The 14,204-nt window shown below is 37.5% G+C and carries 7 protein-coding genes; 3 read left to right on the top strand and 4 right to left on the bottom strand.

Annotated elements, in window-relative coordinates; translation table 11 throughout:
• Window positions 1–2: 2 nt before the first annotated feature.
• From P0092_RS11070 to P0092_RS11055, 4 genes are all read right to left on the bottom strand, one after another.
• Entirely contained in the window at window positions 3–7,772 is a 7,770-nt protein-coding gene (locus P0092_RS11070) for a non-ribosomal peptide synthetase (protein ID WP_004619488.1), read from the bottom strand.
• A 35-nt stretch (window positions 7,773–7,807) separates the two neighbouring features.
• Window positions 7,808–9,412: a (2,3-dihydroxybenzoyl)adenylate synthase gene (locus P0092_RS11065; RefSeq protein WP_004619490.1), complete on the bottom strand. Its 1,605-nt coding sequence runs from the start codon at window positions 9,410–9,412 to the stop codon at window positions 7,808–7,810.
• A 187-nt stretch (window positions 9,413–9,599) separates the two neighbouring features.
• On the bottom strand, window positions 9,600–10,130 hold the full coding sequence (locus P0092_RS11060; RefSeq protein ID WP_004619493.1) for a phosphatase PAP2 family protein: 531 nt from the start codon (window positions 10,128–10,130) through the stop codon (window positions 9,600–9,602).
• 203 nt (window positions 10,131–10,333) lie between these two features.
• Window positions 10,334–10,759, bottom strand: a complete 426-nt coding sequence (locus P0092_RS11055; protein ID WP_004619494.1) for a hypothetical protein — start codon at window positions 10,757–10,759, stop codon at window positions 10,334–10,336.
• Window positions 10,760–10,932: 173 nt separating this feature from the next.
• Here P0092_RS11055 and P0092_RS11050 point away from each other — a divergent pair, with 173 nt between their 5' ends.
• From P0092_RS11050 to P0092_RS11040, 3 genes are all read left to right on the top strand, one after another.
• A complete protein-coding gene (locus tag P0092_RS11050; RefSeq protein ID WP_004619497.1) occupies window positions 10,933–11,625 on the top strand; it encodes a response regulator transcription factor in 693 nt (230 codons plus the stop codon).
• Window positions 11,618–13,402 (top strand): sensor histidine kinase, encoded by a 1,785-nt coding sequence (locus tag P0092_RS11045; RefSeq protein ID WP_004619498.1) that lies wholly within the window; start codon window positions 11,618–11,620, stop codon window positions 13,400–13,402. The genes P0092_RS11050 and P0092_RS11045 overlap by 8 nt, the downstream gene beginning before the upstream one ends.
• 99 nt (window positions 13,403–13,501) lie before the next feature.
• A complete protein-coding gene (locus tag P0092_RS11040) occupies window positions 13,502–14,185 on the top strand; it encodes a cytochrome c biogenesis CcdA family protein (RefSeq protein ID WP_276187229.1) in 684 nt (227 codons plus the stop codon).
• Window positions 14,186–14,204: the final 19 nt, after the last annotated feature.

The following is a 14,204-nucleotide window of genomic DNA, read 5'->3' as shown; positions in this document are numbered from 1 at the left end:
TTTTAGTCGAGTGATTTTTGAATAGCCTCTGCCAAGGTTCTGACTGTGGGATTTTGGAAAATTGTTTCAATGCTTACATCCTTTTTATACTTTTCATTCAAGTCATTGGTCAGATGGATAACTTGCAGTGAATTTCCACCTAATTCAAAAAAACTTTCATCTATCCCCAGACTTTCACAGTCCAAAATATTTCGCCACAATTCCCATATGGTTTTTTGGAAATCAGTTTGGGGCATTATTAATTTACTCGTTGGATTTTTATTATCCATTTTTTCTGCTGCCAATGCTTTGAGCTTTGCACCGTCAACCTTTCCGTTACTTGTCAAAGGAATAGAAGCTGTCTCAATAATTAAAGCCGGTATCATATAACTCGGGATTTTATCTCTAAGTAAAGAAATCAATTCCTCCTCTTTATATGATGTATTACCCTCACTGTTCAATGTGACAAAAAGCACTAATCTCAAGCTTTTGTCAGAATTAACCACAGTGGTAGCAATGGCTTCTTTTATTCCGGTATATTCTTTTGCTGCCGCCTCAATTTCTCCCAACTCAATTCTATATCCGCTGATTTTCACCTGAAAATCTTCTCTTCCCAGAAACTCAATAGAGCCGTCTGATTTATATCGTCCTAAATCATCAGTACAATATAGTCTCTCACCTGTTACCGGATGCTTTGGAAATTTCTCCTCAGTTTTTGCCCTATCATTTAAATACTCTTTTGCTACTCCCATTCCCCCAATATAAAGCTTTCCTACTGCCCATGTAGGACAGTCCTCCATGGCATCATTTAGTACATAATATTTCTGATTACTTAAAGGCCAGCCATAAGGGATGCTTTTCCAATCAGCTTCAAGCTCCTTAACTTCAAAATAGTTTGACCATATAGATGCTTCTGTTGCTCCTCCAAGACAAATAACTTTTCCATTTGCGAAGCATTTTTTGATTTTATTCGGAAGCTCAAGGGGAATCCAATCACCGCTCAGCAGTACAACTCTCAAAGATTGTTCTGCAACAAGCCTTCGATTGTCAATAAACTCAACCAGCATTTGCATAAACATTGGAACAGTATTCCAAACTGTTACTTTTTCTCTATTTATTAACTCCACCCAATGAGAGGGTTCTTTAACTTTCTCCGGGTTTGGAAGTACCACTGTACCGCCAACTGCCAGAACTCCGAATATATCATAAACAGAAAGGTCAAAATTGAGATTTGAAAGTGCTAAAATTGTATCCGTACTATCTATGGCAAAGCGTCTGTTTATATCAAGAATGGTATTAACGGCTCCCCTATGGTCTATTACAACCCCCTTTGGAGTACCCGTCGAGCCGGAAGTATAAATAATATAAGCTATTGAATCCGGTCTGTTACTGGACTTCCTTATAACTTCAACGTTGCTTGTTTCTTCCATAGTATCTATTGCCATGCATTTGTTACCCAGCAGTGACGGATGCTTTTCTAATATCCGGGATTGGCTGAGAATTATATTCGCTTCTGCGTTATTTAAGAGTTGTTTAATTCTTTCTATGGGATTATCAGCATCAATGGGGACATAGACAGCTTCTGCAAATAGGGCTGCATATACTGCTACTATTTGCTCCCAGCCCTTTTCCATTACAATTGCCACCTTGGTACCTTTGGCTTTCTGCTTTTTCAGCCAACCTGCCGCTATAGAGGCGTATCTTACTAATTCTGAATAACTCAGAGATTTTGCTTCTGAAATTACAGCAGTTTTTTCAGGAAATTTTTCAGCAGACTTGAGCAATAAGCTGTCCAAGGTCTCATTTGATATGTCATAGTCTGTCTGATTTGCTTTGATTCTCTTATCTGATATTTTTATGTCTATGCAGCTTTTTACAGCAGCCGTCCAAAGCTGCTCCTCTGTTGCCAGCTTTTCAACAAGGCTGCTATATGCTTCAAACATTTCATCAAGCATTCCTTCATAAAACAACTCGTCCACTGAATCCCAGAACAAGCAAAGTGCTCCGTCCTGTTCCACCACTTGATGATCCAACCAAACCTGTGGTGTCTGGGAGATGTTATAGACAAGCTTTCCAAGCCATTCCCCTTCATTCCACTGGTCTATACCCAATCCGCTTGTAAATACCACAGGCATACCTACTCTGGTACCACCATTATTTTTTGCTAATTCCCTTTGCACCTCTATTCCATTGAAATATGAATTATCAAGGTCGGACAGCAATTGCTTCTGGAGTTTTTGAGTCCTCTCAAGGAAATTATTACAGCCTTCTGAATTAATCTCCAATAAGGTTAGAGTAGTAAAATCACCCACCACTTGATAAACTTCTTTATGCATTGGAATTCTGCTGAACTGTGTTAAATTAATACTAAAAGTTGAATTTTTGCTCCAGCGCCGCAAGGTTTCCGCATAGGCAGAAATCAATAAAACAGAGGGTGTTATGCCATATTCCTTTGCTTTAATTTTCAAGCTGTCCCAAGCTGACTTTTCCAATTTGTAAGAACGGCGGTGGAATCTTTGTTCTGCTATTTCTCCGGCATTCTTTGCCAAAGGCAGTTCGGGTGCACAAGGCAAGGTTTCAATACGTTCTTGCCAATATTTTTTTGAGTTCTCATATAATTCGGTGCTTTTTATATTCTCAAGTCCTAAAACATAATCACGAAAGGTCAGTTGTAAATCCGGAAGCAGCTTATCACTGTCCTTATATAATTTTGCCCATTCACTTAAAAGATGGAACATACTCCAGCCGTCAAAAATCAGGTTATCAAAGCTTATATGTAAACGTACCTTATTTTCTTCAAAGCAGGTTGCTTTAATCTCAAAAAGCGGCCAGTTCTCTGTTGATAACACCTGATGGGACATATGCTCCCGCAACTTTTCCATGTACATGCTTGCAACCTTGCCTGTTTCCTTGGTTATATCCATTACCTGAATTGTATACTGAGGTACATCTTCTAATATCTGTTGTCTTCCGTCTGAAAGAATAACAACCCTCATCATAGCATGGTATTTAATTAGCTTATTTAAAGACTGATTTAACCTATCCATTTCAAGGTTTTGTCCCTCAAGTTCAAAATAGCAATGTGTGGCAACTCCACCCAGTTCATATATACCGCTTCTGCCAATCCAATACGCATATTGAACGTCTGTAAGTGGAAAGGGAAGGTAGGTATCTTGGGGATTTGGAATAATATCCGGCAACAAACTTTCAACAGGTTTCAAGTCTTTAGCTTCCTTTAAGCTGCTTTCAATGGCTTCTGCCAATTTGAATACAGTTGGCTTATTAAATACGGTTCCCAAAGAAATATCAATTTTAAACTCCTCACGAAGCATGGCTGCAAGCTTTGTTGCGATTAAAGAATCGCCACCCAGTTCAAAATAATTATCATATAAATCAATTTCTTCTATTGAAAATATCTGACTCCAAAAATCCGATACTTTTCTTTGTATTTCTGTTGTTGGTTTTGTCGTATTCTTTTTATGTTGTCTTGATTTTTCCTGTACTGCCAGAGCCTTTCTATCTATCTTTCCATTCATTGTTGAAGGCATTTCAGTTAATAACTCATATGTTTTTGGAATCATATATTCAGGCAGCTTATCCTGCAAGTATTTTTCCAGTTTCCAAGGAGCAAACCTTTCTGCCTCATTGCTGACTTGTGCCACCAACAGCAGTCCGTGAGTCCTCTCCTTCTGTGCTTCCGGAAAAAGAGCTACATTTTTGAAGTGTCCTTTATTCAGCTTTTCAAGCCATTGTTCAGTAGATATAAAGGGTACTCTTTCCTGCCTTCTTTCATCTTCAAAATGTGTAAAGCCATCTTCCAAAAATCCTGCTGTCACCTGATGAAGAGAGCTGTTTATAGTCATTTCAGAAATAATAGCTATTCCGTTTGGTGCTAACAGCTTTGATATTCTCATTAAGGTATCATCCAGATTTTTTGTTCGATGCAGTGAATTAATTGCTATGACACAGTCAAAGGAATGCTCTGATAATCCATGTTCTGAAATGTCCTTATTAAAGTCTGCAACAGTATATTGAATTGCTTTATAATCTGATAAACTATTTTCTGCTTCCTCCAAGAAAAATTTTGAGGTGTCGGCATAGGTATAGCTGACTGCTTCTCCATACAAGTAATTGAGAAGGATTTTTGTTGCTGATATATTTCTTGTCCCAAATTCCAATACCTTTACTGGCTTATCTTTTGCTCCTGTTTTTATTACTTCCTTTATCACTCTTTCCAGAGTTTCGGAATTTGCAATATTGCCGGGTAATATTTCAGTCAACCCGGTTAATGATAACGGAATATGTTTTGAATAAAACACCTCTAAAGGACTGATTTTCCCTGTCAGCATTTTTGCTCCATAGTGTTCCAAATCATTCAAATATTGTGTAACCGTAACTATCTCACTATACCAGCCGGAATTATCCATGGGCTTCATAAAGGTTTCCTTATTGACATTAGAAAAGTACTGCCGGTTTTCTATTCTGATTAGCTTTGCGGTAACTAAAGCATCCAGCCAGCTTTCAAGGAAGGTTTTATACCTGAGTTCAATATTAAATTTGTCAAAAAAAGAATTGAAGCTGTGACTTTCTCCCTCCCACCTCCATGCTCCTAAATGTGTTAATATATTGAGCATTGTTTGTGCCGCAAGATTGTCTATATCACTGTATAGAGCATTGATATTTACTTTTTCCGTACCTCTCCCTACTGCTACAGGTATCTGTTGAATTGATTTCCATAAGGTATTACCTGAAGTGCTGCTTCCGATTTTCTCAAATAATAAAGACCTTTTCTCTCTATCGGGCACCAAATATCCTTTTAGATATTTAGTTCCTTGTGTCTCTCCTACAGCAACCACTACGGCACTATGAACGGCAGGATGCTGCTTTATCGCTGTCTCGATTTCCTCCAGCTCAATACGATGTCCTCTGATTTTCACCTGAAAGTCTCTGCGCCCCAGAAACTCAATTGTTCCGTCAGGCCAAAACCTGCCCATATCGCCTGTTTTATACCAGCGAATACCTCCATCCGTAACAAAACGCTCTTGCGTAAGCTGATAATCACCTCTATACCCTTTTGCAACACCACCTCCGCCAATCCACAGCTCACCTTCCACCCAATCCGGGCAGTCTCGCCCTTTCTTGTCAATAATCCTGTAAGACTGATGTAATAAAGCTTTTCCGTATGGGATTGATACCCATGATGAAGGTATTGGCAAGGTTATATCAAAATAGTTTGACCAGATAGAAGCCTCCGTTGCCCCTCCCATAGCTACCATTCTGCAATTCTTTGTATATTGCTCCATTCTTTCAGGGAGTTCTAACCCAATCCAGTCTCCTGAAAGCAATACCAACCGCAAGGGCAAAAGTCCTATAGCTTCACTCTTGGCTGAAATCAACAACATATCAAAAAGAACGGGAACTGAATTCCACATTGTAACTTTATATCTTTCCAGTTGCTTCAACCAATAAGAAGGATTTTTTTGTTCTTCCTCTGGAAGCAGTACCACAGCACCCCCTGCCCCAAGAAGCCCGAACACATCAAATACAGATAAATCAAAATCCAGTGCAGATACCGCAAGTACTCTATCCTTGCATCCCACCTCATATTTATTATTAATATCTGAAATGGTATTCCATGCGCTGGCGTGACTTATTTCTACTCCCTTTGGTTCTCCCGTGGTACCGGAGGTCAGTATTATATATGCGCTTTGTTCAGGTGAGGTTTTTATACAATTATTCAAAGGCTTATAAGAAAGGAGTTCTTCCATTTGCATTAAATTGCTGTCCTCGGACCATTGGAGCAGGTGCTTATTTTCTGTATCAGTAATTATATAGGTAATATCCAGTTTATTGTGAATTAACACTCTTCTGCTATGGGGTTGACCCAGGCTGACGGGAACATAGCAATTTCCTGCCGCCAGTATTCCAATAATTGCTATTACTTGATTTATACCTCTGGGCAATGTAACTGCAACCGTTTCACCGTCTTTAATGCCATGTTCCGTCAAATAAGCTGCAACGGACAGTGCTTTTTCAGCAAGTTCTCCATATGTAAGCTCTTTATTTGACCCGCTGTCTATCAAGGCAATATTGTTGGGATTTTTTAATGCCTGTATAAAAAATCCGGTATGAAGGCATTGTGTGTTTTCTATAATCGGTATATTAAAAGCCTCTTCTCTGCGTTGCAACTGACAGTTTGTAAGTAATTCCCTTGTCTCCTCCCAAGAAGCCCTGTGTATCAAGCTCTTAATTAAAGACTCAAAGCCTTCAAACATATCCTCCAACAAATGCTCAGAAAATAACTCGTCTACAGAATCCCAAATAAGCATCAAGCCATTTTCCCATTCATAGGTCTGAAAATCTATATAAACCTGTGGAGTTTGGGAAACCATGTAGCTAAAAGCGCCTAAACTCTCTTCAAACTCTTTGTTAATCAAGGGAGTTCCTAAATTACACGCAAAAACAATAGGTGCAAAATTATGTCTTTCACCATGATATTTTGTCAGTTCCCTTTGTACTTGTACACCGGAATAAGCCCCATGAGCCACATCTCTGTAAAATTGAGACTGGATTTCCCTAAGTGAAGTAATGAAAGGTTTTTCCTCTTCCATATTTATTTCCAATAAAAGTAAATCTGTGAAGTCTGCTACAACGTCTTCTATTCCCATAACTTCTGTTTTTCTGTTAAAAAGGGGAATATTAATTAAGAAGTGAGAATTGGCACTCCAACGTTCAAGTACCTTTGCATATGCAGTTAACAGTGCCATAGCGGGAGTAACCTGATATGCTGCCGCATTATTTTGAATTAAGCTCCATTCCTCCTTATCAAGCCACAAGGTTCTTCTTTTAAACCATGGTTTTTTTATTTGCTCTGGCTTTTTGCAAAGGGGCAATTCCGGTGCAGAAGGTAGCTTTGGAATTCTTTCTGTCCAATAAATTTCAGCTGCTTCAATTGACTTTTTATTTTCTTCCTTCTGTGATTCCAAGTATTTTTTGAAATTCCAGTTTTTTGATGAATCGGGTAACTCTCGGCTATTATATGCAGTTGATAAGTCTCTTAATAAAATCTGCAAGCTTTGTACATCCGCCACCAATAAATCTACATCAAAAAACAATCTCGTCTTGTTCTCCGGCAGAAGACTAAGCTCTAATCCGATTACTTGCCCGTTTTTTACATCTAAGCATCTATGTGAAAGCTTATTACGCAGTTTTTCCAATTCAGGCTCAATATCACTTACCCTCATATTTCTAAAATCATGTACTAAAATAGGATAAGTCTTTGAAATCTTATCTATCACCTGCTCTCCATTTTCTAAAAATCTGCTTCTCAGCATAGGATGATGGGCTGTTAATTTTTCCCATGCTTGCCCTAAACGGTCAGAGTCCACACCATGACCGTCAAACTCTAAATAAGCATGGCAGCCCACTCCTCCCAAGGGCTGACCCTCGCTTCTTCCTACCCAGTAACTATATTGCACATCTGTAAGTGGAAAGAGTACTCCTTCGTCCGGTGGTTGTGTAAAATAATCAGTAACCTTAGCTTCCTGCTCTGATTTCAAGTTATTCAGTAATATACACCAACTGGCTAAAGTCGGCTCTTCAATTAATTTTGCAAAGGAAACCTTGGCGCCGGCCCTTCTCCATATATTTGCCAAACGCATAATTTGTAATGAATCTAGCCCAAGCTCCAGCAAATTCTGATTATCATGGAAATCTTCCGCCCTTGAAAGCTTCTCCTTAATTTGCTCTTTTACTTTTTTATACTCCAGTATATCTTCCTTCACTTTCTCCATGTTTTAATTAGCCTCTCTTTCCTTTTCAAGGTTGATTACAGGCCTTTTGCCTTTTCAGCTGACAGCACCAACTTCTGTTTGTCGATTTTACCCATATTAGTTAGCGGCCAGCCTTCAATTCTTTCTAATTGGTCAGGTATTTTGTAGCGAGCCAGACCAAGCTCAGACAAAAATGTGTGAATTTCTGCTAAGCTGATTTCCGTATCCTCCGTTATAATAAAAGCACAGCTTCTGTTGCCTAATTCCTTGTCAGATATTCCAACCACAGCAGCCTCCTTTATTCGAGGATGTTTACATAAATATTTTTCAATCTCAGCCGGAGTAATTTTCTCCCCTGCTCTGTTTATTTGTTCCTTTATGCGACCGGCCATTTGAAGCATTCCGGCTTTTGTAAATCTGGCTTTGTCACCAGTTTTATAGTAACCGTCAGCAGTAAAACTGAGCTTATTTTGCTCTGGTGCCTTGTAATAGCCTTTAATTGTATAAGGCCCTTTCATAATCAGCTCACCGTATTCACCTGTTGGTACCTCCTTACCCTCCGCATTGACAATTTTCAGAACATCAGCTTCTGAAATAGGAGTTCCCTGACAAGTGCAAATAGTGTCTTCATCATCCTCAAGTTTTGTCATGCAAACAATTCCTTCTGCTGTTCCAAACACTTGCTGAAGTTTACAGTCCATAACTGAAATCACATTTCGTGCCAGGCTTTCCTCAAACATTGCTCCTCCTACCTGAACAACTTGGAGGCTGGAAATATCATTCTCCTTATCCCATTCCAGTGTCTCCATATACAAAGTCACAAGCGCAGGAACAAGAGACATACAGGTAGCTCCAAACTCTTCAATTAAAGGAAATACTTCATCGGGACTGGTTGTACTACACATAATGGTCTTTCCGCCAAAAGTCATAGCTCCCAATATACCGGGATTTGCCAGTGGAAAATTGTGTGAAACAGGCAATATTGCAAGATTTACCGTATTTTTATTGAAACCGCTTCTTATTGCTGCCATTTTTGCATTATAAGCATAGTCAGCATGTGTTCTGGGTATTAATTTGGGTATCCCTGTAGTACCTCCCGAAAGCAACAAGAGTGCAGTGTCATTACAATCCACTTTAGGAAACTCCCTCTTTTCACCCCTAATATTTTTTAGCATATAGTAGCTGTCTGAATAACCATCAACAATTATGTACTTTAAAAAGCTATGCTTTTCTTTGAGCAAGTCAGCTAATTTTTCATATTCGTATTTCATATATTTTTCCGGAATTATGTATGCAGTTGGTGCTCCTGCCTGACATATACCATCAAGCTCATTTTCACGGTGCGCCGGTAATGCCATTATTGGTATTGCTCCTATTCTGACCAAAGCAAAAAATGTTTCTGCAAATGAAATTCTATTTGGCAGTTGAAGAATAACTCTATCACCTTTTTTTATACCAATTTCCAACAGACCAAAGGCCAAATCGTCAACTCTTTTGTTTAGCTCCTCATAGGTTATTTCAGAAGAGTTTTCTACAAATGCAATTCTATCAGAGTAATTCTGAGCCCAGTTACTCAACTGCTGACCCAGAGTAATTTGCTCCCAGCCTTCTAACTTTTCGTACTCTTCAATATCACTTACAGCTTTATTGTCTTTTATCATTTATATTTTCAACCTCCTAACTCACAGTCAACCCCTAAAAACAAAAGCAGATAAGTTAGATTATTCTAACTTATCTGCTTTATAATTACATATCCTCATATTGTAGTCAATGGAATAACTTCATTTTCGTCTTATCAAGGTATATTTGTGTCCAATAAAGGCTATTTTGTTAACTGCTTGAATTGTGTTAGTGGTTAATTATCAGCTGTAGAACTACTGAGGATAATATGGCAATTGCCATTCCTGCAAGTACATCCGAAGGATAGTGTACACCTAAATAGAGTCTTGAAATGGCAATTATAAAAGCAATGGGAAAACAAATTGCTGCCAGTACAGGAAGGTTCAATGCCAGTGTTGTAGCAATAGCAAATGCTGCCGTAGTGTGCCCCGATGGGAAGGAATAATAATCCAAAGCTACATCAAAAGTATTAATATTTACTAAAACATCCTTGGGTCTTAACCGACAAACACTATTTTTTAGCAGCTGTACAAATAAGTGACTTAATGCTAAGGCAACTAATGCCTGAATTCCCATATTTCTGATTTCTCCATTCCCCATTATGGCAATCAACAAGCAAGTAGAAATTGTGGCAGCAGCACTGCCTAAATGAGTTATCCTAGGCATTATTATATCCAGAACTTTACATCTGATTGAATTATTAAAGATTAAAAGTGTATTTAAGTCTGCAACGTATAGTATTCCTTTTAGTCCACTCATTGCAATACCCCCTTATATTGATATTAATCAATTCCTCTAATGCTTATAATTATAAAGGGTTAATATTAACACTTTATTGAGTTTGTGTTATATTTAATTAATAATAGTTCTTGTGAAATAGAGATGGCTTCTATATCATGATAAGATTATAGAAGCCGCCCTCATAAACTAACATTTTTTGTAGAGAAGTATTTCTTGATATATTACCTTATTCCACAGCCCAGACCGTTTCCTCCGCGGCCTATTCCCATTCCAAAGCCCATACCATTTTTTCTTCCTATTCTTCCACTTCCTGTTCCATCACAGGCTGCCTGATTATTTTTTATGTTATTATATATTTCATCGGCTTGTTGCTGAGTAATTTGTCCATTTTTAACTTTCTCATCCAGAATAGCCTTCTTCTGCTTCAAAAGTTCAGTTTTAAATTCATCCAATTTTCCTGCTTCATTTGCTATAGTTCCGTATGTCTTTCCTCCCTCTCTTTCAACATATATCTCGTTTACACTTTTTCCTGTCAAAGCAGCGGCAACCTCCGCAGGAGTTTTTAAATCAGCAGCATAAACCATTCCTGCTGCTCCAATAACTAATACTGATAAGGATACTGCTACAAGTTTTTTTAAGTTTTTCATATCAAACACTCTCCTTTTAAAATAAGTTTATCAATAACTTTATGTACACATTGTAATAAATAATTGTGGCAAAACTTTGACAAAAGTTCGAAATAATTGTGGCAATAACACAGTTTTGACACAAACAACTTTATACCTCATGATATAATAAGCTTGAAACGGAGGGATATAATCTGGACAAATACATTCTTATAGCTGACGATAATGAAGGGATTCTGGACATACTAAAAACATACGCTGAAAAAGAGGGTTTTATGCCATTGCTGGCACATGACGGACTTGAAGCTATAGATATTTTCAGCAAATATCATCCATTATTATTACTGCTTGATGTTATGATGCCAAAAAAGGATGGGTTTGAAGTTTGCCGTGAAATTCGTCAGAAATCAAATGTTCCGATAATTATGATTACTGCAAAGGGTGAAGATTCAGACAGAATTATGGGACTTGATATAGGAGCTGACGACTATATCGTAAAGCCCTTCAGTCCAGGTGAGGTTATGGCACGAATCAGGGCTATATTAAGGCGTGTAGATAATTCAAATGAAGATAATAAGAAAGTTACACAGCATCCCGGACTTGAAATCAACATAGCAGAATACGAAGTAAAGGTAAATGGTTCCCCGGTTAATCTTACAAAGAAGGAAATAGAAATTCTGTGGCTTTTGGCAACAAATCCGGGGAAGGTTTTTTCAAGAGATAACCTGCTTGACAGTGTATGGGGTTATGAGTACTTTGGAGACGCACGTACTGTGGATACTCATATTAAGCGCCTGAGAGCCAAAATAGATATTTCAGATAAAATATCCTGGGATATAAAAACAATATGGGGTGTCGGTTACAAATTTGAGGTGAAGCATGTTTAAGAAAACTCTTGCATTTAAGCTAACCATAGGTTTTGTAGTAATAGTATTTATATCTATGCTGGTAATCGGCGTTTTTTTTATTCATATGTTCAGGCAGTATACATTTGACACAAAAGAAAAAACAATGCTTGAAAAAGCTCATAATATATCTGATTTAATAGCTGAGAATACTTTAAGCAATGGTCAAATGCATGGTTTTGGAGGATTAATACGCTTTCTTGATACCATGACGGAGGCTGATGTATGGATTACTGACAGTGTGGGTAATCCTGCCGTCTTTTCCGGTATGGGAATGGGTATGGGTATGGGAAAAAAGTTCAATTCAGAACCCATTCCCGATGAAGCAAAAAAAGTTATTCATGAAGTATTATCCGGGAAAGACTCTGTCAGTCAAAGTTTTAGTAGTGTTTACAAAGAAACTACCTTAACAGTAGGAGTACCTGTTTTTGACACTAATAATACCGTAACAGGGTCGGTGTTTCTTCATGCCCCGATTACAGGTATAACACCAACGCTTAATAAGGCAGTAAGTATTCTGTCAGTAAGTATAGCTATAGCTTTATTCCTTGCTATAGCACTTGGACTCTTCTACTCCCTCCTTTTTACACGTCCTCTGAAAACTATGAATTCAATTGCCATAGAAATGACTAATGGAAATTATTCAGTCAGGACAGGAATACGCAGTAAAGATGAGCTTGGTCAGCTCGGAGGCTCTCTTGATCTTTTAGCTTCAAAATTAAGCTATACAATTAACCAGCTTTTTCAGGAAAAAGGTAAAATGAGTGATATTATTTCAAGCATATCTGAGGGTCTTGTAGCTTTTGACCTTGAGCTTAAACCATTAAACTATAATAATGCACTTTCCGATATAATGAACCGTTCACAACCATACAAATCAGAACTATTGGTAAGAGATTTTGATGCTTTGGAAATTAACTCCTTGCTTACTACAGTTATTAATGAAAAGAAATCATGTCAGATTATTAAGACTTGGGTAAATAAAAAACTCAAATTTACACTTTCACCTATTATTGATAATAATGAAAATGTTACAGGTTGTGTAGTTTTAGTTCAAGACATTAGTGAAAGCGAGCGACTAGAACAGCTTCGAAAGGATTTTATAGCAAATGTTTCACATGAATTCCGTACTCCGCTTACAGTAATCAAAGGCTCAATTGAAGCTCTCAACGACGGTGCTATAGAGAAAAAAGAAGACATTGAACGTTACTACAGCAGAATACTATCCGAAACCAAAATTCTTCAAAGGCTGGTTGGTGACCTTCTTGAGCTTTCCCGGCTTCAATCCGGTAAAATTTCGGTCAATGAAGAAAAAGTTCATATTCCAAGCTTGCTGTCTGATGTAACTAAAAGTATGCAGACAATTGCTGTAAAAAAGCAAATATCTATAGAGTATTCACCTATCGAAGCTGTACCTCCTGTATTGGGTGATTATGACAGGTTAAGGCAATTATTTACTATTTTTATTGATAATGCTATAAAATACTCTCCTGAAAAAACAAAAATCAGTATTGAAATTGCTGTAAAAGGTACCCTTGAAATAAAAATTGCCGATAAAGGGTATGGAATATCTGAAGAAGAACTTCCATATGTATGGGAACGCTTTTACAAGACAGATAAGTCAAGAGAAAGCAATGGCACAGGTCTTGGACTTTCAATTGCAAAACACCTCATTCAACTTCATGGGGGCAATGTAACGATGCAAAGCAGTCTTGAAGAAGGTACAACTGTAACTGTTTATCTTCCTTATTCTGAATAATTTGTTGCTGTTTTATTATTAATTGTTTTAATTTGTTTAGTATACACTTATATTGGGTATATATTAAAAAGAAATTTTACTAAAGGAAGGTGATATTAACTGTCTCCTATTTATTATTTTCTAACATTTACAGAGGGAATTTTAACCTTTATTTCGCCTTGTCTACTACCCATGCTTCCTATATATTTTATCTACCTTGCCGGTGAAACTGAGCAAAACGTAAATTCCAAGAGCAAATTATTTATTAATTCTATTGGGTTTGTTATAGGTTTTTCATTGATTTTTACGCTACTTGGTGCATCAGCAACCACTCTTGGCCATTTTCTTTCTAATCACAGAAGCTTATTGGAAAAGATAAGCGGTGCTGTAATGATTGTATTTGGTCTGAACTTTATAGGTATACTCAAAATAGGCATTATTAACATGGATAAAAGAATTAATTATCAATTTAAAAGTCTTAAATTTATTACTTCAGTTATATTCGGTATAGTTTTTGCTTTTGGCTGGTCCCCCTGCCTGAGTTCCTTTTTAGGCTCTGCCCTTGCACTTGCAAGTAACTCTAAAACTATTTTTGAAGGAATACTTTTACTTCTCTGTTTTTCTATCGGACTTGGTATTCCGTTTATCCTTACTTCAATTATATTTGAGAAGGTAAAAGGTGCTTTCAAGAAAATACAGGAACATAGCAGGACAATAAATATTGTTTCGGGAGCACTTCTTATTATAGCAGGTGTTCTGGTGTTTACAGGCAGCTTAAAATATTTTAATTTCTTTGGTACATAAAAGTATATTAACGGAGGAA

Source organism: Ruminiclostridium papyrosolvens DSM 2782 (assembly GCF_029318685.1).
Classification (GTDB): Bacteria; Bacillota; Clostridia; order Acetivibrionales; family DSM-1351; genus Ruminiclostridium; species Ruminiclostridium papyrosolvens.
This window is presented reverse-complemented; position numbering and strand designations above follow the sequence as displayed.

Coding starts and splice junctions, on each gene's coding strand:
- P0092_RS11070 (WP_004619488.1), bottom strand. CDS start 7,772: ATGGAGAAAGTGAAGGAAGATATACTGGAGTATAAAAAAGTAAAAGAG.
- P0092_RS11045 (WP_004619498.1), top strand. CDS start 11,618: ATGTTTAAGAAAACTCTTGCATTTAAGCTAACCATAGGTTTTGTAGTA.
- P0092_RS11060 (WP_004619493.1), bottom strand. CDS start 10,130: ATGAGTGGACTAAAAGGAATACTATACGTTGCAGACTTAAATACACTT.
- P0092_RS11065 (WP_004619490.1), bottom strand. CDS start 9,412: ATGATAAAAGACAATAAAGCTGTAAGTGATATTGAAGAGTACGAAAAG.
- P0092_RS11055 (WP_004619494.1), bottom strand. CDS start 10,759: ATGAAAAACTTAAAAAAACTTGTAGCAGTATCCTTATCAGTATTAGTT.